Origin of the sequence: Glycomyces endophyticus, assembly GCF_039531525.1 — a bacterium.
Taxonomy (GTDB): Bacteria; Actinomycetota; Actinomycetes; order Mycobacteriales; family Micromonosporaceae; genus Glycomyces; species Glycomyces endophyticus.
Window position 1 is genome coordinate 1 of record NZ_BAAAQF010000001.1, and the last position, 23,227, is coordinate 23,227.

Genomic DNA, 23,227 nt, shown 5'->3' on the forward strand with positions numbered 1-23,227 from the left:
CGCGGGCCCGCGCGGCGGACGGTTCAGGCGGCGAGGACGGCGTCGACGTCCGCGACATGGGCGGCGGTGAGCGGGCCCTTGTCGAGGGCGCCGGCGTTGTCCTCGACCTGGGCGACCGTGCGGCAGCCCGGGATCGGGATCGTGGCGCCGCTGACGGCCCAGAGCCAGCCGAGAGCGCCCTGGGCGAGGGTGCGGCCGCCGCCGGTGAGGATCTCGCGGACCGACTCGACGCGGGCGAGGTGGTCGGGCGAGGGGCGGCCGTCCTCGCCGAACAGGGTCATCCAGCCGACGCCCGATCCGCGCACGTCTCCGGCGCCGACCCGCGTCTCGGCGGTGTACTTGCCGGTCAGGAGGCCCATGGCGAGCGGGCCGCGGTTGATCGAGGCGAGGCCGTAGCGCTCGCACACCTCCAGCACGCCGCGGTCCGCGCCGTGGACGACCGAGAAGTCGTGCTGGACCGCCGCGCAGTGCGCGCCGTCGCGGCCCCAGGCCTCGGCCCGGTCGGGGAGGTCGGTGCTCCAGCCGTACGCGCGGATCACGCCCTCCGCGACGAGGTCCTCCAGGGTCCCGAGCAGGTCGGCGGCGCGGTCGGGCGCGAGGTCGCCGATGTGGAGCTGGTACAGGTCGACGTAGTCGGTGCCGAGCCGGGCGAGGGACGCGGTGACCGCCTGGCGCACATAGGCGGCGGTGTCGTTCCCGCCCGCGGCGTACTTGGTGGCCTCGTCGAAGGTCCAGCCCCACTTGGTGGCGATGACGACCTGGTCGCGGCGGCCCGCGAGGGCGCGGCCGAGGACGCGCTCGCCGTGCCCGGCGCCGTAGACGTCGGCGGTGTCGAAGAAGTCGACGCCGAGGTCGAGGGCGCGGTGGATCGCGGCGGTCGACTCGGCGTCGTCGACCTCGCCCCAGCCGCTGGGGCCGCTGTCGTTGTGGAAGGGACCGCCGATCGCCCAGCAGCCCATGCCGATCCCGCTGACGTCGATGCCGCTGTTTCCGAGAGTTCGTCGCATCATGGGTCCGACGCTATGGCCTGGAGTGCACTCCAGCGCAAACCCGCAGTTCAGTCCGGGGCGCGCGGCGGCGGCCCACCTGGACAGTGCACTGTGGCCTCATGAACGCGCACAGCGCACATGGTGGCCCATGGGCCACAAAAGCCGATTCGGAACTCACACGGCGCATTCAGTGAAAAGCACTATCGACGGTCATGAGGCACGCCTATCTCTCTATTTGGGACAGCTCTATTGAAAGTGGAAGTGCTTCAGTAGCATCACCTTCGGTTGCCGTCCCGTACCCCAGGGCGCACCGCGCGCCCCCGCTCCCCCACCCCGAGCGCGGCGCCCCGACCCCGGCCACGACCCCCTCGCCGGCGGACCTCCGACCCGGCCCCGCGGTCAGCGGGCCGGCCCCGCCGACGCTCAACGGCGAGCGGACGGCCCTCCGCGCCATGCACGCCGGCCACTCCGCCGCTCCAAGAAGGACCCGACGCGTGAACACCCCCGAATGGCGCCGCCGCTTGCGCCGCCTGCACACCCTCGGCCCCGCGGGCACCAACCTCGAAGCCGCCGCCCTGGCGTACGCGGAGGGCACCGGGCCCACTGTGGACGTCGTCCTCCACACCGCCATCGAGGAGGCGCTCGACGAGCCCGTCCTCGACGGCACCCACGCCATCGTGGCCTGCGCCGTGTACCCCGACCTCCACACCCTGGTCTTCTCCAACCTCCACCGGCTGCGGATGGTCGACAGCTTCCTCATGCCGACCCACAACATGGTGCTGGCCGCCCGCACCGAGGCGCAGCCGCGCACCGTCGCCACCCACCCGGCGCCCGCGCAGCTCGTCGCCGACCGCGACCGCACCCTCGTCACCAGCAACTCCCAGGCCGCCATCGACTGCGCGAACGGCCTGGTCGAAGGCTGCGTGACCACGATCGTCGCCGCGCGGCGGCACCGGCTCCACGTCCTCACCGACTTCGGCCCGGTCCCGATGATCTTCACCGTCCACCTGCTCAGCGCCTCCTGAAGGAACCCCATGACGACCACCCCCGACGCCGCGAGCGAGCAGCTCCGGCGGGCGCACCGGCTCCACGCCTCACTCGTCGCCGACGTCGACCGGTTCCGCCTGCGCCAGAGGCCCGACGGCACGGTCGCCGACCCGCACGCCGAGGACGAGAAGGACCTCGGCGGCATCCGCGACCAGGCCGTGGCCTGGTACACCGAGCACGGCTTCCACGCCCAGGCCGAGGCGCTCGACGCCGACGTGCGCGGCTGGCTCGGCGCGGGCATCGACACCGTCCCGGACTTCACCCGCAGCCGGGACGCCCTCGCCGCGCCCGAGGACGGCGCGGACTTCCTCTTCGTGGCCCCGCTGCGCAACACCAACGGCGTCGCGCCGGTCGGCCAGCGCCTGGAGTGCTTCTACGGCCGCCGCGAGGAGCCCGACTGCTACCCCGAGCTCCAGCGCGACCACCCGCACCCCAAGAACAACAGCCAGTGCGTGCGGCTCCTGGCCGGCAGCGCGGGGATCGCCGAGGGCAACTGCCTGGTGTTCTTCCCCGAGAACGTGGCCGCGCCGCAGAAGCCGCCGGTCCAGCCGTACGCGATGTTCCTGTTCAGCAAGTTCCGGCGCATCCACGAGACGTACGCGCTGCCGGGGGCCGAGGCGGTCCTGGAGGAGGTCACGATCCCGCGCGCGTCGACGGGCATGAGCGCCTACGACTGCTACCAGGCCCGGTCGGTGTGGGGCTACCTGCACGACTCGGCGCACTACCAGGGGCCGTGGCCGTTCGACGAGCACATCGCGCTGAAGATGAACTGGTTCGTGGGCGTGCTCGAAGAGATCAAAGTGGACGCCAAGACGGTGATCGCCTGCGCCGACGGGGACATCGCGCGGGCCGACGCGGTGATCGACATGATCCTGCTCGAGCGGATCTTCCGGTACCCGCTGGAGCCGGACGCGACCCGGCTGTTCGACTCGGGCACCGGGGTGTTCCTGTACTCGTGGTTCCGCGAGGCCGGGGCGATCACCGCGGGCGCGGGCGGGCTGCTGCGGCTCGACCGGGAGGCCGCGATCGCGGCGCTGCGCGTGTACGAGGCGACGATCGAGGCGCTGGAGCGCAGCGTGTCTACTGAGGACGAGTATCGCGAGCGGGCGAAGGCGCTGGTGCGGCGGTACCTGCCGCCGGGCGAGGGCAAGGACCGGTACCGGTTCACCGACGACCAGCGGGTGCTCCTGCGCGCGCAGCCGGCGCTGGCGCAGGTCCCGCCGCTGCGGTTCGGGATCGCGGCGTGGTGAGCGCGCGGCGGCCGCGGGTCGTCCTCGTGCAGCCGCGGCTGAACATGCCGTGGGTGTTCGCCAGCGCGGCCGAGGCCGGGTTCGACCTGGTCGTGGTGCCGCGGCCCGGCGACGACCTCTCGGACCCGCCCGCGCCGGTGGTCGGCGTGCTCGAACTCGACACCGGCGATCCGGAGGCGGCGATCGCGGGGCTGCGCGCGGCGCACGCGCGGCGGCCGTTCCAGGGGATCGCGACGTTCTTCGAGGCGGCCGTGCCGTTCACGGCCCTCGCGGCGCGGGAGCTGGGCCTGCCGGGGCTGCCGGTGTCGGTCGCGGCGGCGGTGCGCGACAAGAGCGCCATGCGGATGGTGTGGACGGCGGCGGGGCTGCACTCGCCGCGGTTCCGCACGATCACCTCGCCGCGGCGGTGGAGCGAGGCGCTGGACCTGCGGTTCCCGGTGGTGGTGAAGCCCGCCAACGGGTTCTCGAGCATCGCGGTGTCGAAGGTGGACGATCCGGCGCATCTGGAGCTGGCGGTCGTGGCCGCGTGGGACCTGACGCGCCGCCAGCTGGGCGGCATCGACGCGGTCGTGGTGGAGGAGTTCCTGACCGGGCCCGAGTACGCCGTGGAGGCCATGGGCCACCGGGGCGAGACCCGGATCTGCACGATCGGGTACAAGGGCGAGCCGCAGGGGCCGTACTTCGAGGAGGGCGTCTACCAGGCGCCCGCCGACCTGCCGGCGGCCGCGGTTGCCGCGATCGAGCGGGAGGTGTCGGCCGCGCTCGCGGCGATCGGCGTCGAGGACGGGCCCAGCCACACCGAGCTGCGGCTGGTGGACGGCGTCCCCCATGTGCTGGAGACGGGGGCGCGCATCGGGGGATCGGGCGTGTCGTCGTATCTGGCGAAGGAGGTCGCGGGGGTGGACCTCGTGGCGGACGCGCTGCGGGTGGCGGTGGGGGCGGTCCCGCACAGCCACCTGCGGCCGATCGTGGCGCGCGGGGCGGCGGCGAACTACATCGTGCCGTGCGGCGGGCAGGGCGTGATCGCGGCCGTCGACGGGCTCGACGAGGTCGCGGCGCACCCGGACGTGGACCACGTGGTGCAGATGCTCGGGCCCGGCGACACGGTGCGACCGTACCCGGACTTCTCCGGCTACCCGGCGTTCGTGCTGTCGCGGCACGCGGACGCGAAGGCGGCGGTCGCGTTCCACGAGCAGCTGCCGGCGATGGTGCGGATCTCGTACACGGAGGAGGGCGCGTGAGCTTCGAGGACCGCGACGGCCGGATCTGGCTGGACGGGCGGCTCGTGCCGTGGCGCGACGCGCGGCTCCACGTCCTGAGCCACGGGCTCCACTACGGCGGCGCGGTGTTCGAGGGCGAGCGCGCGTACGGCGGGCGGGTGTTCCGGCTCCGCGCGCACACCGAGCGGCTGCGGGCCTCGGCGGCGGCGATGGGCATGGACCTGCCGTTCACCGACGCGGAGATCGACGCGGCGACCGCGGAGGTGCTGGCCGCCAACGGCATCGGCGACGGGTACGTGCGGCCGGTGGTGTGGCGCGGGGGCGAGCAGCTGAGCGTCTCGGGCGAGGGCAACCGCGTCCACGTGGCGATCGCGCCCTGGGAGTGGCCCGCGGTGTTCGACGGCGACGCGAAGCGGCGCGGACTGGACCTGGCGGTGTCGTCCCGGCGGCGGCCGCATCCGGCGGCGTTCCCGGTCACGGCCAAGTGCGCGGCGCTGTACAGCGCGGGCACGCTCGCGCGGGCCGAGGCCGAGGCGCGCGGGTGCGACGACGCGCTGCTGCTCGACCACCGCGGCGACCTCGCCGACGCGACCGGCGCGAACGTGTTCCTGCGCTTCGGGGACGAGCTCCACACGCCCGAGCCGGGCGCGATGCTCGCCGGGATCACCCGGGCCGCGGTCATCGGGCTCGCGGGCGAGGCCGGCATCGCGGTCGTGGAGCGGCGCATCGCGCCCGAGGAGGTCGCGGACGCCGACGAGGTGTTCCTCACGGGCACCGCGTACGAGGTGCAGCCGGTCCGGTCGGTCGACGGCGCGGTGTTCCCGGTCGGCGAGTGGACCCTGGCGCTCATGGACCGGTACGCCGCGCTCGTGCGCGAGGGCGCGGGCGCGCCGGCCGCGGTCCCGGAGGCGGGCCCGCCGACGGTGGCCCTGCTCGGCGGCAAGCTGAACCTGGTCGAGCGGGTGCGCGCGCTCGGCTGCCGGACCGTGGTGTTCGAGCGGCCCGAGCTGATCGCGCCGGAGGTCGTGGCGGCCGCCGACCACGTCGTGCTCGGCGACTACGCCGACCTCGACCGCACCTGCGCGATCCTGCGGGCGTTCGCGGACGACCCGGGCGGCCTGCGGGTGCTGTCGTACACCGAGCCCGGGATGCTCCCGGTGGCGGAGGTCAACGCCCGGCTCGGCCTGGAGGACAACGACATCGCGACCGTGATGACCACGGTGGACAAGACGCTCATGCGCCGGCTCCTGGACGACGAGCCCCGGTTCGCCGTCGTCCACGCGATCGTCTGCGACTGGGACGGCGTCGACGCGTTCCAGGCCGCGCACGGCGACGCGGTGATCGTCAAGCCGGTCGACGGGGGCGGGAGCATCGGCGTCGTCCGGCTGCGGCGGCGCCACTCCCCCGGCGACCGGCCCGAGCTGCCGCCGTTCCCGCTGCTGGCCGAGCGGTTCCTGGAGGGCCGCGAGTTCTCCGTCGAGGGGATCGCGGCGCACGGCAAGCACACCGTCGTCGGGGTGACCGAGAAGTTCCTGCACCCGAACGGCCCCGTGGAGATGGGGCACCGGTTCCCGGCAGCGATCGACGAGGCCGATCGGGCCGCGATCGCGGCGTACACCGACGAGTTCCTGGCGCTCGTGGGCGTCGAGCACGGGCTCACCCACACCGAGGTGATCCTCACGGCCGACGGCCCGCGGATCGTGGAGACCCACACCAGGCACGGCGGCGACCACATCACCGACCTGGTGCGGATCAGCACCGGGTACGACCTCCTCGACGCCGCCGTGCGAGCCCGGTGCGGCCTCCCGTTCACCGCCGACGCGCCGCCGCCCGCCCGCACCGCGGTCATCCGCTACCTCGACGCCCCGCCCGGCGTGGTGCGCCGCGTCAGCGGCGTCGAGACCGCGCGGTACCTGCCGGGGGTGCAGGAGGTCCGCGTGGACGTGGCGCTCGGCTCGCGGGTGCGCGAGGTGCGGTCCTCGCTCGACCGCGTCGGGCACGTCGTCGCCGCGGCCGAGGACGCCGAGACCGCCGACCGGATCGCCCGGGAGGCGCTGGAGGCCGTCGTGATCGAGACCGACGGTGGCTGACCTCGCCGCGGGAGCGCGGCGCTGGCTCGGCGAGCTCGTGCCGCCGCGGGGCCCGGTGCGGCGCTTCGCGGTCGCGACGCTGTGCAAGTCGGCGGGGGCGGGCCTGTTCATGGTCGCGGGCGCGCTCTACTTCACCCGCATCGTCGACCTCGGCGCGGCGCAGGTGGGCCTGGGGATCGCGGCCGGGTCGCTGCTGGCGATGGCGCTCATGATCCCGGCCGGCCGCGCGGCGGACCGCCTCGGCGGCAAGCCGTCCTACACGGCCGTCCTGGGGCTCGCGGCGGCGGCGATGCTCGCGTTCGCGTTCGTCGACGGGTTCGGGGCGTACCTCGCGGTGATGGCCGTGTACCTGGTGGCGGACAAGGCGCTCGGGGGGATCACCGGGCTCGTGGTGCACGGGCTGGGCCTGGACGGCGGCACCGACCGCGTCCTCATCCGCTCGTACCTGCGGGCCGCGGGGAACACCGGCATCAGCCTGGGCTCGCTGGCGGCAGGGGTCGTGCTGTTCGTCGACACCGCCGCCGCGTACCGGATCATGATCGCCGCCACGGCGGTGCTGCTGGCGACGGCGGCGGTCCTGGCCGCGTCGGTGCCCGTGCCGCGCACCGCGTCGGAGCCCGTGCGGCGCTCGCCGCGCCGGGTCCTGCGCGACCGCGTGTACCTGCTGGTCACGGCCACCACCGGGGTCACCTCGCTCCAGTACCACGTGCTGGCGTTCGCGATCCCGCTGTGGGTCGCGCAGTGGACCGAGGCGCCGCTGTGGACGGCCTCGGTGGTGCTCATCGTCAACACGCTCATCGTGATCGGCCTCCAGGTGCGCGTCGGCGCCCGCGTGCGCACCGTGCCGGAGGCCGGGGACGCTGCCCGCACCGCGGGGGTCCTGCTCGCGGCCGGGTGCCTGGTCGTCATGGCGTCGGCGGCCGTCCCGGCCCTCGCCGCCGTCGCGGTCCTGCTGGTGTGGACGGTCGTGCACTCGGTCGCGGAGATGCTCCACGCCGCGTCGGACTTCTGCCTCAGCTTCGAGCTGGCCCCCGACGACGCGCAGGGCGAGTACCAGGCGGCGTTCGCGCTCGGCGACTCCCTCGCCCACGCCGCTGGGCCGGCGCTCCTCGCGGTCACGGTCCTCGCCCACCCGTACTGGGCGTGGCCCGCGCTCGGCGCGCTGCTCCTGGCCTCGACCCTCGCCACCCGCGCGATCGCGGCCCGCAGCGCCGCACCGGCGGTGACGGCCGCGGCGTGAGGACGGCGGCTCGCCGGGCTTCGGGCCCGGCACGGGCAGCGCGGGCGGGTGTCGCGATCCCGACAGGTCGCGAGTCCCGTTCGGGTCCCCGTTCCGTCGGTGGCGCTTGGGATGATGCCTGCCGTGCGTGCGCGAACCCCGGGAGGCCGAATGCGACGTAGGTGGAGACTGGTCCCGAGACCGCGGCGGCGTTCGAAGCCCGAGGCGGCGGACCTGCCCGAGCTGGAGGACGTCGCCTGGTACCGGCATGCGGAGGACGCCGAGACGGCCTCGTTCTGGCGGATGGCGCGGCGCCTCCCGCGGCTGCTGCGGCAGGCGTTCACGACCGCGTGGACCGCGTCCCGCACGTGGACCGCGACCGCGGTCGGCCTGAGCGCGTTCGCGGGCGTGGCGACGACGACCGCGCTGCTGGCGGTCTCGGACGTGACCGGGACGCTGTTCGCGGCGGCGCCGACCTGGGACCGGGTCGCGGCCGCGGCCCCGTCGCTGGCGCTGCTGGCGGCCGCGACCGCGGCCCGGGCGACGCTCGGCATCGGGGCCGGGTACGCGCAGCAGCGCCTGAACCCGCTGGTGCTCAACCGGACCGAGCGCGAGTTCTTCCGGCTCATCACCGGCGTGCCGCGGTCGGCGTTCGACGACGACACGTTCGCCGACCGCCTCAAGGCCGCCAAAGACCGCGGGTCGCGGGCGGTGGTCGACCTCGTCGGCGACGTCGTGGACCTCTTCACCGCCGCCGTCACGGTCGCCGCGGTCGCCGTCGCGCTCGCGGTCATCGAACCGGTCCTCATCCCGCTGCTGTTCGCGGCGGCCCTGCCGACCGGCTGGGCCGCCGTCCGGTCGGCCCGTCTGATGTACGTGTCGAGCCGGTCGCGGGTCTCGCGCCGCCGCCGCCTGTGGATGGTCGAGTACCTCATGGACAACCGCTGGACCGCCGACGATCTGCGCTACCACGAGGCGGGCCCGTGGCTCCGTGGCCAACACCGGGCCATGGTCGACGCCGAGACGCAGGCCGACCTCGAGGTGATCCGGTCGCAGACGGTCACGCGCGCAACGGGACAGGCCCTCTCGGGCGTCGCGGTCGCGGGCGTGTACGCGATCCTGCTGTGGATGCTCGCCACCGGGACGGTGCCGCTCGCGGTCGCCGCGGCGGCGGTCGTGGCGCTCGGGCAGGGCTCGGCGGCCATGTCGAACCTCCTCGTCGCGGTCAACACCGTGTACGAGGACGGCCTGTACGCCGCCGACCGGCACGAGTTCGACACGCTCGCGGCCGAGCGCATCGCCGTCCAGCCGCACCTCGCGGCTCCCGCGCCGGCCGGCGGGGACGCCGGGCCGCTGCCGGTGCCGGAGGTGATCGAGCTCGTCGACGTGTCGTTCCGCTACCCGGGCAAGGAGACCGACGCGGTCAACGGCGTCTCGCTGGTGATCCGCCGGGGCGAGACCACCGCGCTCGTCGGCGAGAACGGGTCCGGCAAGACCACGCTGGCGAAGCTCCTGTCCGGCCTGTACACGCCCACCGGCGGCCGGATCCTGTGGGACGGCGTCGACATCGCCCGCATCGACCCCGGCCGATGGCGGCCCCACGTGGCCGTCATCGCGCAGCAGGTGCAGCGGTGGCCGTTCACGGCCGAGCTGTCGGTGCGCCTGGGGCGCTCGCAGGTCCCGGCCGACCGCGAGCGCCTCGCCGCGGCGGCGCGCGACGCCGGGGCGCTCGACATGATCGAGGGGTTCGACCACGGCTGGCAGCAGCTCCTCGACACCGAGTTCCGCGGCGGCACCGACCTCTCCGGGGGCCAGTGGCAGCGGCTGTCCTCGGCCCGCGGCCTGTACCGCGACGAGCTGGGCCTCCTGGTCGCCGACGAGCCCTCGGCCGCCCTCGACGCCCGCGCCGAGGCGGCCCTGTTCGACACCCTCCGCGCCCGCTCGGGCCGGGCCGCGACGGTGTTGATCTCGCACCGGCTCCAAGGGGTCGTCCACGCCGACCAGATCGCGGTCCTCCAGGACGGCGCGCTCATCGAGCTCGGACCGCACAGGTCGCTTGTGGACTCCGACGGCGCGTACCGGGAGCTGTGGAGCCTCCAGGCCCGCTCGTACGCGACCGAGTGAGCCGCGGTTCCGTAACCGCGCCTTGACGATCGGTGCGTTCGAACCGGCGGGCGACGGGGTGTCGGGCGGTGTCCCTATGCTTCGCGGCATGACGCAGCTTCCTGACGAAGACGTTCTCATCCTCCCCGCCGGCTGGCGGCGGCACGTGCCCGCGCGGCGAGGGCGGCCCGCCGCGGCCCCGGCCCCGGTCGACCCCGGGGCACCCGGGGCGCTCGCCGACCGGATCGCCGGGCTGCGGCCGCTGCTCGACCGGTGGCTGACCGAGAAGCACGACGCGCGCTCCGCGGCGGAGCTGGCCCGGCACCTCGACACCGCTCCGGACCCGGTCGGCGCGGCGGCCCTCCTGCACCTCGTCGAGGTCAGCGGAAGGAAGGCGATCGACCCCGCGGCCCGGCTGCGCCACCTCGACGCGTGGGTCGCCGAGCACGGGCTCGGCTTCGCCGCGGTCGCGGTCATGGAGTCGGCGACGGTCTACAACTGGACGTACTCGACCGGCGACGCCGCGATCGGCGAGTCGGGCCTGAGCACCTACCTCGAATGGGAGGAGCCGGAAGGCTGGCGCAAGGCCCAGGCGGCGGTCGTGCGGATCCGGGCGCTGCTGGCGGCGGCGTCCGAACAGGACTACCGGGAGGCCGTGGCGGTGATGGCCGCCCACCGGACCGACCCGCAGCGGCGCATCGGGTCCGCGCTGCTCATGCCGGCCGAGGCGGCGTGGGTGGCCGAGGCGGTCCCGCTGGTGACCGGGTACTTCGAGGAGCGCCGCGCCGACGACTGGATGTTCTGGGCGATCGCGGCCGACCCGCGCGACTGGGAGCTCACGCTCCACCGCGGCGTCGACGGCAAGCACGTGGACGAGCGGTCGCTCGCGGTCCTCCTCGACGGCGTCGGGACGCTCGCGCTGCCCGCGCTCGCCCGCGTCCTGGAGTACTCGTTCGCCGGGCTGTCCAAGCCGCGGCGCGCCGCCCTCCTGACCGCGATCGGACTGCTGCCCGACGACGAGGCGACCGCGCTCCTGGTCGCCCACCTGCACCTGCCCGGGGCGATCACCGCCGCCAGGGAGACCGCCGAGCGGTTCCCGCGGCGCACGCTCCGCGCGGTCGCGGCCCGCGCGGCGGATCCGGAGGCGCGCAGCGACCTCGAAGGGCTCGTCCGGGCGTCACCCGCGCTGGAGGCGGCGCTCGCGGACGCCGAGGAGCCGGTGCGGGCGGCGGTGGCGGCGCTGTTCGACACCGACGGCCGGGTGCCGGAGGCCGAGCCGGGGTCGCTGCCCCCGCTGCTGGCAGACCCGCCGTGGAAGCGCAAGCGCCGCAGGGAGGACCGCCCCGTCTTCGAGGGCCTGGCGCCGGAATCGGCGACGCGCCTCGTCTGGGGTGGTCCCGATGAAGCACGGGAGTGGGCGGCGCTGCGCGAGGACAACCCGTACACGACGTACAGCGAGCGGGAGGTGCGGTCCAGGCTCGCCCGGCTGGAGGAGCACGGGACGTGCGAGGGCATGGACACGTTCCTCGGCTGGGCGCGCATGGAGGACGCCGAACCGCTGCTCGACCGGTGGGACGGCGACTCGAGCCACCCCTACGACGTGACGCTCCAGCGGATCCTCGGCCGCTTCGGCGCGCGGGCCGCCGACCGGGTCGTACGGCTCGTGAAGGGCCGCAACGCACTCGCCGAGGTGCTGATCCCGGTCGAGAGCCTCGACGCCGCACGGATCGCCGCCGACTGGCTCGCCCGCTCCCGCGCCTCGGCGCCCGCCGCCACGCGCTGGTTCGCACGGCACGCGGCCGCCGCGCCGCACCTGCTCGTCCCCGACGCCCTCGGGAGCGACGCGGACCTGCGCCGCGCGGCCACGGTCGGCCTGCGGCACTGCATTACCGAGTGGGGGGCCGAGCCCGTCGCGGCCGCCGCGAAGGCGTACGGCGAGGAGGCCGCGGCGGCGATCGGCGCGCTCATCGACGCCGACCCGCTGGACCCGCTCGACGCGAAGATCCCGAAGCCCGGCGCGTGGGCGGCGCCCGAGATGCTCCCGCAGCTGCTCCTCGAGGGACGGCGGTCGGCGCTGCCCGCCGCGTCGGTCGGGCACCTCCTCACGGTCCTCGCGCTCGACACCCCCGAACGGCCGTACCCCGGCGTCGGCGTGGTGGCCGAGGCCTGCGACCCCGACTCGCTCGCCGCGTTCTCCCGGGCCCTGTTCGACCTGTGGGCGGCGGCCGGGTCGCCGTCGAAGGACGCCTGGGCCTTCACGCAGCTCGCGCACTTCGCCGACGACGGCACCGTCGCGCACCTCGCCGAGCTGGTGCGCCGCTGGCCGGGCGAGGGCCAGCACAAGCGCGCGGTCGAGGGGCTGCGGGTGCTCGGCGCGATCGGCTCCGAGACCTCGCTGCGGGCCCTGCACGCGATCGCCCGCAAGGTGCGCTTCAAGGCGCTCAAGCAGGAGGCGGGCCGCCAGGTCGAGGCGGTCGCCGCGCGGCTCGGCCTCTCCGCCGACCAGCTCGCCGACCGCCTCGTGCCGCGCTTCGGGCTCGACGACGCGACCGGCCTCGTCCTCGACTACGGGCCGCGGCGGTTCGCGATCGGCTTCGACGAGCGGTTGCAGCCCTTCGTGACCGACGAGGACGGCCGGCCGCTCAAGACCCTGCCGAAACCCGGCGCGACCGACGACGACGCGCTCGCCGACCCCGCGTACCGGCGCTTCGGCGAGCTCAAACGCGAGCTGCGCGCGACGGCGAAGGAGCAGGTCGCGCGGCTCGAACGGGCCATGGCCGTGCAGCGGTCGTGGACCACCGCGCAGTTCGGGGACTTCTTCACCGGCCACCCGCTCATGCGCCACCTCGCCCGCAGGCTCGTGTGGGAGGCCGAGACGGCGCACGGCAAGGCGCACTTCCGAATCGCCGAGGACGGCACGTTCACCGACGCGGCGGACGACGTGTACGCGCCGCCCGCGGAGGCGGCGATCAGGCTCGCGCACCCCGCGTCGCTCGGCGAGCGCCTGGCGGACTGGTCTGAGCTGTTCGCCGACTACGAAGTGCTGCAGCCGTTCCGGCAGCTGGACCGGCCGGTCTACGCGTTCACCGCCGAGGAGGCGGCGACCGGCCGCCTGGACCGGTTCACCGGCACGACCTTCCCGGTGGCGCGGATCTACCCGCTCGCGCACGCGGGCTGGCGGCGCGCGGCCGAGACGAACGCGCTCTGGCTCTCGCCCGGCCTCCACTTCCCGCTGCCCGCAGGCGGGTTCGTCATGCTCGTCCTCGACCCCGGCGTCGACGGGTACCTGGGCCGAGTGGACACCGACCAGCCGGACCAGACCGTCCGCAGCGTCCACTTCGCACCGACAGCGGACTACGACGCCGCGCCCGAGGGCGGCCGCCTGGACGCCGTCGACCCCGTCACCGCCTCCGAGGTCCTGCACGCCCTCGCCAAGGCCACCGGGGGCGCGGCCCGGCCGTGAGCGGCCCGCCTCCCGCCGGTCGGAATCGATCGGCGGGAGGCGTTGCGGAATCGGGACAGGGTGCGTAGAGTGACCGGCAAACGCTTCCCAATCCCTCGTCCGCGACCGCGCGCACCGCCGCGCGGCGGCGGGGCCGCGCCCTCCGCAGGGCGCACGGGAGGCGCAGGCTCGGTTCCGCAACGGCGAGGAAGCAGGTGAGCGCCAGTGCAGGCGCAGTGGACCCTCTCAGGATTCGGCGACGAGATCGACCCCGACCCGTCCGTCCAGGCCGCCGTCCTGGCGGCGTACGACGCACGGCACGTCGAGGTCCGCAGCGCGTGGGGGGTGAACGTCGTCGACATGGACGACGAGGTACTCGGCCGCGTCAAGCGGGCGCTCGACGCGCGCTCGGCCACCGCCTCCGCGGTCGCCTCCCCCATCGGCAAGAGCCAGGTGTCGCAACCGGTCGAGTACGAGGTGGAGCGGCTGCGGCGGCTCGTGCGCGTCGCCGACGCCCTCGGCACCCGCTACGTGCGGATCTTCTCCTACTACCGCGAGGCCGACCAGACCCCCGAGGCGGTGCGCGACGCCGTCCTCGAGCGCATGGGCCGCCTCGCCGAGACCGCCGCCGCCGAGGGCCTGGTCCTGCTGCACGAGAACGAGAAGGACATCTACGGCGACACGCCGGCCCGCGTGCTCGACCTCGTGTCCACCGTGGACTCCCCCGCGCTCCGCGTCGCCTGGGACAGCGCGAACTTCGTGCAGGTCGGCGTGCGCCCCTTCGACGAGGGGTACGCGATCCTGCGCCCGTACATCGAGTACCTCCAGGTCAAGGACGCCTACCTCGACACCGGCGCGGTCGTCCCCGCCGGCGAGGGCGACGGGCAGCTCCGCGAGACCCTGGCCGCGCTGGTCAAGGACGGCTTCACCGGGTTCGCCTCCCTCGAACCCCACCTCGCCGCCTCGCCCTCGGAGCCCAACCGCGAAGGGCCCGAGTCGTTCGGGCGCGCCGCCCGCGCGTTCGCGGCGCTGGCCGCCGAGGCCGGGGCGGTGCTGGTGTGAGCGCCCACCGCTTCGCACTCGTCGGCGCCGGGGTCATCTCCGCCCGCCACGCCGAGGCCCTCGCCGCGTTCCAGGGTGAGGCCGAGCTGGTGGCCGTCGTGGACCTCGACCCCGCGCGGGCGAAGGCCGCGGCGGAGCGCTACGGCGCCGAGCCCTTCGGCGACGTCGCGGCCGCGATCGAGGCCACCGGTGCCGACGTCGCGGTCGTGTGCACCCCGACCGGCCTGCACGGCGAGGCCGCGATCCGGGCCCTCGACGCGGGCGCGCACGTCGTCATCGAGAAGCCCGCCGACACCACGGTCGCGAAGATCGACCGCATCATCGAGGCGCAGCGCCGGACCGGACGGATCGTCGCCGTCGTCTCGCAGCACCGCTTCGACCCCGCCACCGAGGCCGTCGTCCGGGCGATCCGCGACGGCGAGCTGGGCCGGCTCACCTCCGGGACCGCGAACATCGACTGGTGGCGCGGCCAGACCTACTACGACTCCGGCGCGTGGCGCGGGACGTGGGAGTTCGACGGCGGCGGCGCGCTCATGAACCAGGGCGTCCACACCGTCGACCTGCTCGTGGCCGCGATGGGCGAGCCGGTCGAGGTCACCGGGTACACCGCCACGCTCGCCCACGAGCGCATGGAGACCGAGGACGTCGCCGTCGGCGCCGTGCGCTTCGCCTCCGGCGCGATCGGCACCGTGCACGCCTCCACCGCGGTCTACCCGGGGCTGTCCTCCCGCCTCCAGATCCACGGCGACAAGGGATCGGCGGTCATCGAGGACGACCGCCTCGTGTACCTCCACCGCACCCCGCCCGGGACCGACCGCCCCGAGGTGTTCATGGGGATCCAGGGCGAGCGCCCGAACCAGGCGGCCGAGGCGCTCGATCCCGATGCGCCCCAACCGGACGCGCTGGTCGAGCAGTACCGGGACCTCTTCGCCGCGCTGCGCGGCGAGGGGCCGGTCCGCCTGGACCGGTGAGCCGACGGTCCCGGCCGGAGCCGCGGCGCTCCGCGCTCAGCTCCGGCCGGGACCGTATCCGGCGAGGAAGAGGTCCACGGCGCTCGCGACCGGTGCGGGCGGCGTCTCGGCGTCGTCGGCGCCGGTCAGCAGCAGCCGGTTGAGCGGTGACCCGATGACGAGCCAGGTGAGCTGGTCGGCGGCGGCGAGGGGGTCGGGGACGTCGAGCCGGCCCTGGTCGCCGAGGGTCTCGAGCGCCGCCGCCAGCGCGCGGATGTTGCGCTCCCAGCTGTGCTCGAGGTAGCCCGCGGCGACGTGCGGGAGGCGGCGGGCCTCGCCGGTGACGAGGCGCCGCATGCCGAGCACGGCCGGGGAGAGGATGCCTGCGCGCATGACCTCGGCGAGGGCGGTGAGGTCGGCGCGGGTGTCCGCGCCGGCGGTGAGCCGGTCGAGGTGGGGCCGCATGGCGTCGCGTCCGGCGTCGGCCCAGGCGCGGACGACGGCGGCGAACAGCGCGTCCTTGGAGGGGTGCTCGCGGTAGAGCGAGGCCTTGGAGATGCGGGCCCGGGCGGCGACGGCGTCCATGGTGGTGCCGGCGTATCCGGATTCGAGGAAGACTTCGCGGGCGGCGGCGATGAGGTCGTCGCCGGTCCTCCCTGGCGGGCGGCCGCGTCGGCGGGCGGTGTCGGTCATGCCCTCATTTTAGTACTTGACGGGACTGAAAACGAGGGCTAGCGTATTTCAGTACTAGCAAGTACTGAAGGAGTCCACCATGATCCTCGCCATCGCGGTCGCCGTGATCGCCTCGTTCGCCTGGAGCGCGGCCCTGTACGCCGCGCCGCCGGTCGCCGCCTACGTGGGACGGCACAGCACGCCGCGGCCGGGCGTGCCGGTCGCCGTCCAGATGGGGGCGGTCCTCGCCCGCAGCCTCGTCGCGGCGTGCCTGGTCGCAGGGCTCATGCACGCGGCCGGGTGGGACGGCTTCGGGGCCGGGGCCCTGCTCGGCCTGGCGCTCGGCGCGCTCCCGGCGGCGATCCTCTCGGGCGCGGTGGTGCACGAGGGCGTCCCGGTCGCGCTCGCGGCGGTCCACGCGCTCGACTGGGTCGTGAAACTGGCCGTGATCGGCGCGCTCGTCGGCGCGCTCGCCTAAGCTGCGGATCGGAGGAGGCGTCATGACCGCAGGACCGCTCGACATCACGTTCAGCGCCGTGCTCGGCAAGGTCCGGGCCGGGGACACCTGGACCTGCGTCCAGCTGCCCGGGTCGGCCGAGGTGTTCGGCACCCGGGGCCTGGTCAAGGTGGAGGGGACCGTCGACGGCGTGCCGTTCCGGGGCGCGTTCATGGCCCTGGGCGACGGGACCCACAAGCTCCCGGTCGCGGCCGCGATCCGCAAGCGGCTCGGCAAGGGCGACGGCGACGAGGTCGAGGTCCGCCTCACCCGGCGCCTGAACTGACACCGCCGTCTCGTTCCAGGAGGCGGGCGCGCCGTGGGCGCCGCCGGACCTGTCGGCCGACTCCTCCGCGCCGCTGACGGCCGCGTCGCTCCACCCGCGGCGTTCACAACGTTTACAGTGCGGTCGGAAAGATTCCACAAGAAACCACATTCGCAACGCTTCCAACGGGAATCACGGCTGCGCATACTGAGGGCCACGTGACGGGAAGGAAGTCCGGATGAGCACAGGTCCGACGATCGCCGATGTGGTGTTCCCCGAGCAGCTCAACCACCGGGGGACGCTGTTCGGCGGGGCCGCGATGGCGCTGATGGACCGGGCCGCGTTCGTGGCCGCGAGCCGGGAGGCCCGTGCCGACGTGGTGTGCGCCGGGGCCGACGAGATCACGTTCTCGCAGCCCATCAAGCCCGGCGACCTGGTCGAGGCCACCGCGGTCGTGGAGCGCCGCGGGCGCCGCTCGATGACCGTCTCGGTCGTCGTGGTCGCCGAGACCCTCCCGACCGGCGAGCGCCGCGAGGCGGTGCGGGGCCTCTTCCACATGGTCGCGGCCGCCCCGCCGAAGTGGGAAGCGGAAGCGCCGCAAGCAGACTGACGACCAGCCGCCTACCGAAGGGACGTCCATGAACCGATCGAGCGACCTGACCGCACTCGAAGACCGCTACGGCGCGCACAACTACCACCCGCTGCCGGTGGTCCTGGCCGAGGGCGAGGGCGCGTGGGTGACCGACACCGAGGGCAACCGCTACCTCGACTGGCTCGCGGCCTACTCGGCGGTCAACTTCGGACACCGACACCCGCGGCTGGTCGAGGCGGCGAAGGCCCAGCTCGACCGGCTCACCCTCGCCTCCCGAGCCTTCCGCACGGACACGCTCGGGCCGTTCCTGTCCGGCCTGGCGGAGCTGTGCGGCAAGGACGCGGTGCTGCCGATGAACACCGGCGCCGAAGCGGTCGAGACCGCGATCAAGGCCGCCCGCAAGTGGGGGTACACCCGCAAGGGGGTCGCCGCGGGGAAGGCCCGGATCGTGGTGTTCGACGGGAACTTCCACGGCCGCACCACCACGATCGTCGGGTTCTCCTCCGACCCGGACTCCCATGAGGGCTTCGGGCCCTACGGCGGCGGGTTCGACTCGGTCCCTTACGGCGACGTCGAGGCCCTGCGCGCCGCGATCGGTCCGGACACCGTGGCCGTCCTCATCGAACCCGTCCAGGGCGAGGCAGGCGTGGTCGTCCCGCCCGAGGGGTACCTGCGCGCGGTCCGCGAGGCCTGCGACGAGCACCGGGTGCTCATGATCGCCGACGAGATCCAGTCCGGGCTCGCCCGCACCGGCCACACGTTCGCCTGCGACCGCGAGCAGGTGGTGCCCGACGTGTACCTGCTCGGCAAGGCCCTCGGCGGCGGCATCGTCCCGGTCTCGGCGGTCGTCGCCGACCGGGAGGTCATGGACGTGTTCACGCCCGGCACCCACGGCTCGACGTTCGGCGGCAACCCGCTCGCGGCCGCGGTCGCGACCGAGGTCGTCGCCATGCTCGCCACCGGCGAGTGGCAGGCCCGCGCCCTGGAGCTGGGCAAGCACCTCGAAGCCGCGCTCGCCGGGCTGGAGGGCGTGGACGGCGTCCGCGTCTGCGGCCTGTGGGCCGGCGTCGACCTCGCCGAGGGCGGGCCGACCGCCCGCGAGGTGTGCGAGCGCGCGGCGGCGCTGGGCCTGCTGTGCAAGGAGACCCACCACCGCACCGTGCGCATCGCCCCGCCGCTGGTCGTCGAGCCCGAGGAGATCGACCGCGGCGTCGCGATCCTGAAGCGGGCCCTCGCGGGCGGGTAGCATGGGAACCCCCGGGCCCGCATGCACCCCACCGCATGAGGGCCCGGGTTCCACGTCCCGGGCCGCGCCGCCCCTCCGGTCCCCAATGGCCGGGAGCGCGAGTACGTTGGGGCCGAACGATCACACGGCCGGCCCCTTCCCCATCACCCGAGGACGTCCATGAAACGACTCTCCACCACCGCCAAGGTCTTCAACGGCGTGCTCGCCGTGGCCGGCGGGCGGCGCGACCCCGACCGCGCCTGGGACAAGCTCGTCAACCAAGCGCTCGACAACACCGGCGGCGACCTCGCGGGCAGCGAGGCGTACATCGCCGACTACCGGTTCCTGTTCGACTGCTTCGTCGAGTCCGACCTCTCGCCGCTCGGCTGGGTGTCGGTCAACGGCGAGGCCCGCGGACGCCTGGAGAACCGCTTCCGCATCCTCAAGACCATCGCCGAGCGCCCCGAGATCGCCCGCGAGCGCGTCACCGCCCCGATCTTCGTGACCGGCCTGCCGCGGACGGCGACCACGCTGACGCACAACATCATCGCGGGCTCCCAGGGCCACCGGGGCCCGCTGCTGTGGGAGCTGCACTACACCGACGTCGAGGTGGACGAGGCGACCCGGGCGCAGCGCGTGCGCAGCGTGAGCCAGCAGACGAACGGCCTCCTGAAGTTCTCCCCCATCTACGAGCTGATCCACCCGCTGCACCCCGAGAAGCCCGAGGAGTGCGTCTACATCCTCCCGCACGGCGTGCACCAGCAGACGCGCGCGACGATGCCGAAGTACTGGAAGTGGTTGCAGCAGCACGACTTCACGGCCGACTACGAGTTCCTCAAGCAGGCGCTCCAGGTGCTCCAGCACGGCCGTCCGCGCGCCCGCTGGGTGCTCAAGACGCCCGAGCACCTGAACCACCTCGACCTGCTCGTGCGCACGTTCCCCGGCGCGAAGGTCGTGTGGACGCACCGCGACCCCGTCACGGTCATGGGCTCGGTGTGCAGCCTCGTGGAGACCACGAGCATGCTGCACCAGCGCCGGGTCGACCCCCACGACGTCGGGGCGCTGTGGCTCGACGTCCTGTCCTCGGCCACCGAGCGCGGCCGCCGGGCCCAGCCGCAGCTGCCCGCCGGAACGGTCGTGAACCTGCCGTACCACGCCGTCGCCTCGGACCCGGCGAGCCACCTGCCCGGTCTGTACCAGAAGCTCGGCGCCACCTGGACCGACCTGGACGAGGGCCGGCTGGAGAAGGTCATGGAGCGGCCCATCCGCGACCGCCGCCACGAGTACACGCTCTCGCGCTACGGCCTCGACCCCGACCAGGTCCACGCGGCGTTCGGCGACTACCAGAACCTCGTCGCCGGGCTCAGCCGCTAGGGCCTGTCCTGTCCGTCCCGGCGGGGCGGCGCCGGTCGCCGCCGCCCCGCCGGCGTTCGCGGGGCGCGTCGGTTTGCAATATACCCCCTAGGGGTATAAGGTCGGGCGACGGACGACGAGAGGAGGCTCCGGTGAGCGGTCAGCACGCCCACGCCGACGGCACGGGGCAGCACGGTCACGGCGAAGGCCATGGCGGGCACGGGGATCACGGCGGACATGGGGCGCATGACGCGCAAGGCCCGCATGACGCGCAAGGCCACGACAAGCACGCCGGGCACGACCCCGAGGCGTTCCGCCGCAAGTTCTGGCTCAGCCTGGCCCTGACGGTGCCGCTCGTCGCCACCAGCCCCATGGTCATGGACTGGTTCGGGTACACCCTGGACTTCCCCGGGATCGGACTCGTCGGGCCGGTCCTCGGCACCGCCGTGTTCGCCTACGGCGGGTGGCCGTTCCTCGTCGGCGGCGTGCGCGAGATCCGCGACCGCGCCCCCGGGATGATGCTCCTCATCGCCACCGCGATCTCGGTCGCGTACCTCGCCTCCCTCGCCACCAGCCTCGGGCTGTTCGACCTCGAGTTCTGGTGGGAGCTGGGCGCACTCGTCACGATCATGCTGCTCGGCCACTGGCAGGAGATGAAGGCCATCGGCCAGGCCCGGGGCGCGCTGGCCGCGCTCGCGGCGCTCCTGCCCGACGAGGCCGAGCGGGTGCGCGAGGACGGCGGCACCGAGACCGTCCCCGCGAGCGGGCTCGGCGTCGGCGACGTCGTCCTGGTCCGATCCGGCGCCCGCGTGCCCGCCGACGGCGAGGTCGTCGCGGGCGAGGCCGAGATGGACGAGTCCATGATCACCGGCGAGTCGCGGCCCGTGGCGCGCGCGTCCGGCGACCGGGTCGTGGCCGGCACCGTCGCCACCGACTCCGCGATCCGGGTGCGCGTCACCGCGGTCGGCGACGACACCGCCCTCGCGGGCATCCAGCGCCTCGTCTCGCAGGCCCAGGAGTCCCGCGGCCGGGGCCAGGTGCTCGCCGACCGGTTCGCCGCGCTGCTGTTCTACGTCGCCATGGGCGCCGGCGTCGCCACCTTCGCGGTGTGGTCGCTCCTCGGCGACCTCGAAGCGGCCGTGGTCCGCACCGTCACGGTCCTGGTCATCGCCTGCCCGCACGCGCTCGGACTGGCGATCCCGCTGGTCGTCGCCATCACCACGGCGGTCTCGGCCAAGTCCGGCATCCTCGTCAAGGACCGGCTCGCGATCGAGCGGATGCGCACGGTGGACGCCGTTTTGTTCGACAAGACCGGCACCCTGACCAAGGGCGAGCACACCGTCGCCGGCGTCGCCGGGGCCGGAGAGCGAGACGCCGACGAGGTCCTGCGCCTGGCCGCCGCGGTCGAGTCCGACTCCGAACACCCGCTCGCCCGCGCCATCGTGGCCCACCGCGGGCCCGGCGGCGGCGCGGCCGCCTCCGACTTCCGCTCGCGCACCGGCAGAGGCGTGGAGGCCACTGTGGAGGGGAGCCGGTACGCGGTCGGCGGCCCCGCGCTGCTCCGCGAACTCGGGGTCCCGGTGCCCGAAGCGCTGGAGGGGGACATCGCGGCCTGGTCGGACCGGGGTGCGACCGTGCTGTACCTCGTCGGCCTCGACGGCGCGGCCGCCGTGCTCGGCGCGCTCGCGCTGGAGGACGAGGTCCGGCCCGAGGCGCGGCAGGCCGTCGCCGACTTGCGGTCCCAAGGCGTGCATACGATCGCGATGATCACCGGCGACGCCCGGGCCGTGGCCGAGGCCGTCGCCGCCGACCTCGGCTTCACCGCGCGCGACGAGGTCTTCGCCGAGGTCCTGCCCGCCGACAAGGACCGGGCCGTGGCCGACCTCCAGGCGCGCGGCCTGCGCGTGGCGATGGTCGGCGACGGGGTCAACGACGCCCCCGCGCTGGCGCGGGCCGACGTCGGCATCGCGATCGGCGCAGGCACCGACGTCGCGATCGAGTCGGCCGGGGTGGTCCTGGCCTCCTCGGACCCGCGCGGCGTCGGCGGCGTGCGGCGCCTCTCGAAGGCGAGCTACCGCAAGATGATCGAGAACCTCGGCTGGGCGGCGGGCTACAACGTCGTCGCGATCCCCCTCGCGGCCGGCGTCCTGGCGGGCGTCGGGATCACGCTGAGCCCCGCCGTCGGCGCGGTGCTGATGTCGGCGTCCACGATCGTGGTCGCCCTCAACGCCCAGCTCCTGCGCCGGGTCAGGCTGACGCCCTAGACGGACGCTGCGCCGCGGACCGCGACGGTCCGCGGCTCAGCGGCGGGGGCGCTCGGCCCTGAGCACGATCGCGACGGCGAGCAGCACGACCGCGCCGCCCGCGACGATGGGCGCCGTCACCGCCTCCCGGAGCACCAGCCAGCCGAGGAGGACCGCGACCACCGGGTTCACGTAGGCGTACGTCGCCACCAGCGAGACCGGCGCGGAGTGGAGCAGCCACACGTACGCCGAGAACGCGACGACCGAGCCGAACACCACCAGGTAGGCCCACGCGGCCCAGGAGGCGGCCGAGTACGCCGCCGGCTCGATCCGCTCCCCCGCGCACAGCCCGGCCGCGAGGAGGACCGCCCCGCCGATGGCCATCTCGTACACCGCGGTCGCGAACGGATCGCGCGGCAGCCGCAGCCGCGACTGGATCCAGGACCCGAACGCCCACGACACGGACGAGAACGACACCAGCGCGACCGTCCAGAAAGGGAAGTCGCCGGTCAGGCCGTTCGAGGCCAGCAGCGCGGCGAGCCCCGCGAAGCCGACGACCGCCCCCGCAACGGCCGACCGCGCCGGGCGCTCCTTCGCCAGCGCCCGGTAGAGCAGCACCCACAGCGGCACCGCCGCGACGAGCAGCGCCGTCAGACCCGAAGGGGCGCCGCCGCTCTCGGCCACGGTGACCATGCCCTGCCCCAGCACCGGCAGCAGCGCCGCCAGGAGCGCGCACGACCACAGCTCGGCCCGCCCGATCCGCAGCCGCCGCCACCCGCCGCGCAGGGCCAGGACCGCCCCGAGCAGCACCCCCGCGACGAGGAACCGCCCGCCCGCCGCCGACAGCGGCGGCATGTCCTCGACCATCACCCCGATCCCGAGGTACGTCGAACCCCAGACGAGGTACACGGTGCCGAGCGCGGCCCCGACGAACAGCAGCCGGGGCGGCGCCTGCTCGGGGGCGGTCGCGGGGGTGACGTCCATGGCGGCGGTCCTTCGGGGGCCCGGT

Annotated in this window: 18 protein-coding genes; 15 read left to right on the forward strand and 3 right to left on the reverse strand. The window is 74.6% G+C overall.

Features of this window, described 5'->3' with window-relative positions; genetic code table 11:
- Nucleotides 1–23: 23 nt before the first annotated feature.
- The gene (locus ABD419_RS00005; RefSeq protein ID WP_344480099.1) at nt 24–1,010 is read right to left on the reverse strand and encodes an aldo/keto reductase; all 987 of its coding nucleotides are present in this window, start codon (nt 1,008–1,010) and stop codon (nt 24–26) included.
- Between the two features lie 473 nt (nt 1,011–1,483).
- Here ABD419_RS00005 and ABD419_RS00010 point away from each other — a divergent pair, with 473 nt between their 5' ends.
- The 9 genes from ABD419_RS00010 (at nt 1,484) to ABD419_RS00050 (ending at nt 15,393) form a co-directional block, all read left to right on the forward strand.
- The gene (locus ABD419_RS00010; RefSeq protein ID WP_344480102.1) at nt 1,484–2,014 is read left to right on the forward strand and encodes a bacilysin biosynthesis protein BacA; all 531 of its coding nucleotides are present in this window, start codon (nt 1,484–1,486) and stop codon (nt 2,012–2,014) included.
- A gap of 9 nt (nt 2,015–2,023) precedes the next feature.
- Nucleotides 2,024–3,286: a DUF6421 family protein gene (locus ABD419_RS00015; protein WP_344480106.1), complete on the forward strand. Its 1,263-nt coding sequence runs from the start codon at nt 2,024–2,026 to the stop codon at nt 3,284–3,286.
- A complete protein-coding gene (locus tag ABD419_RS00020; RefSeq protein ID WP_344480109.1) occupies nt 3,280–4,527 on the forward strand; it encodes an ATP-grasp domain-containing protein in 1,248 nt (415 codons plus the stop codon). The genes ABD419_RS00015 and ABD419_RS00020 overlap by 7 nt, the downstream gene beginning before the upstream one ends.
- Complete coding sequence (locus ABD419_RS00025) at nt 4,524–6,596, forward strand: branched-chain amino acid transaminase (RefSeq protein WP_344480112.1); 2,073 nt, start codon at nt 4,524–4,526, stop codon at nt 6,594–6,596. The genes ABD419_RS00020 and ABD419_RS00025 overlap by 4 nt, the downstream gene beginning before the upstream one ends.
- The gene (locus ABD419_RS00030) at nt 6,589–7,836 is read left to right on the forward strand and encodes an MFS transporter (RefSeq protein ID WP_344480115.1); all 1,248 of its coding nucleotides are present in this window, start codon (nt 6,589–6,591) and stop codon (nt 7,834–7,836) included. The genes ABD419_RS00025 and ABD419_RS00030 overlap by 8 nt, the downstream gene beginning before the upstream one ends.
- Nucleotides 7,837–7,986: 150 nt before the next feature.
- A complete protein-coding gene (locus ABD419_RS00035) occupies nt 7,987–9,939 on the forward strand; it encodes an ATP-binding cassette domain-containing protein (protein ID WP_344480117.1) in 1,953 nt (650 codons plus the stop codon).
- An 88-nt stretch (nt 9,940–10,027) separates the two neighbouring features.
- Entirely contained in the window at nt 10,028–13,381 is a 3,354-nt protein-coding gene (locus ABD419_RS00040) for a DUF4132 domain-containing protein (RefSeq protein WP_344480120.1), read from the forward strand.
- 204 nt (nt 13,382–13,585) lie between these two features.
- Nucleotides 13,586–14,422, forward strand: a complete 837-nt coding sequence (locus ABD419_RS00045) for a sugar phosphate isomerase/epimerase family protein (RefSeq protein ID WP_344480122.1) — start codon at nt 13,586–13,588, stop codon at nt 14,420–14,422.
- Entirely contained in the window at nt 14,419–15,393 is a 975-nt protein-coding gene (locus ABD419_RS00050) for a Gfo/Idh/MocA family protein (protein WP_344480125.1), read from the forward strand. The genes ABD419_RS00045 and ABD419_RS00050 overlap by 4 nt, the downstream gene beginning before the upstream one ends.
- 36 nt (nt 15,394–15,429) lie before the next feature.
- Here the strand turns inward: ABD419_RS00050 and ABD419_RS00055 are convergent, their stop codons facing one another.
- Complete coding sequence (locus tag ABD419_RS00055) at nt 15,430–16,065, reverse strand: TetR/AcrR family transcriptional regulator (protein ID WP_344480128.1); 636 nt, start codon at nt 16,063–16,065, stop codon at nt 15,430–15,432.
- A 79-nt stretch (nt 16,066–16,144) separates the two neighbouring features.
- On the opposite strand from ABD419_RS00055, the gene ABD419_RS00060 reads away from it, so the two are divergent.
- The 6 genes from ABD419_RS00060 to ABD419_RS00085 all read left to right on the forward strand — a co-directional run bounded on the left by ABD419_RS00060 (nt 16,145) and on the right by ABD419_RS00085 (nt 22,239).
- Nucleotides 16,145–16,522, forward strand: a complete 378-nt coding sequence (locus ABD419_RS00060; protein ID WP_344480131.1) for a DUF1761 family protein — start codon at nt 16,145–16,147, stop codon at nt 16,520–16,522.
- A 22-nt stretch (nt 16,523–16,544) separates the two neighbouring features.
- Nucleotides 16,545–16,826: a DUF1905 domain-containing protein gene (locus ABD419_RS00065; protein WP_344480134.1), complete on the forward strand. Its 282-nt coding sequence runs from the start codon at nt 16,545–16,547 to the stop codon at nt 16,824–16,826.
- A gap of 217 nt (nt 16,827–17,043) precedes the next feature.
- A complete protein-coding gene (locus ABD419_RS00070; RefSeq protein ID WP_344480137.1) occupies nt 17,044–17,415 on the forward strand; it encodes an acyl-CoA thioesterase in 372 nt (123 codons plus the stop codon).
- 28 nt (nt 17,416–17,443) lie between these two features.
- Nucleotides 17,444–18,643 (forward strand): ornithine--oxo-acid transaminase, encoded by a 1,200-nt coding sequence (rocD, locus tag ABD419_RS00075; RefSeq protein WP_344480140.1) that lies wholly within the window; start codon nt 17,444–17,446, stop codon nt 18,641–18,643.
- Between the two features lie 159 nt (nt 18,644–18,802).
- Nucleotides 18,803–19,996 (forward strand): sulfotransferase family protein, encoded by a 1,194-nt coding sequence (locus ABD419_RS00080; protein WP_344480143.1) that lies wholly within the window; start codon nt 18,803–18,805, stop codon nt 19,994–19,996.
- Nucleotides 19,997–20,127: 131 nt separating this feature from the next.
- Entirely contained in the window at nt 20,128–22,239 is a 2,112-nt protein-coding gene (locus tag ABD419_RS00085) for a heavy metal translocating P-type ATPase (RefSeq protein ID WP_344480146.1), read from the forward strand.
- 36 nt (nt 22,240–22,275) lie between these two features.
- Here the strand turns inward: ABD419_RS00085 and ABD419_RS00090 are convergent, their stop codons facing one another.
- The gene (locus tag ABD419_RS00090; protein WP_344480149.1) at nt 22,276–23,202 is read right to left on the reverse strand and encodes an EamA family transporter; all 927 of its coding nucleotides are present in this window, start codon (nt 23,200–23,202) and stop codon (nt 22,276–22,278) included.
- Nucleotides 23,203–23,227 lie beyond the last annotated feature (25 nt).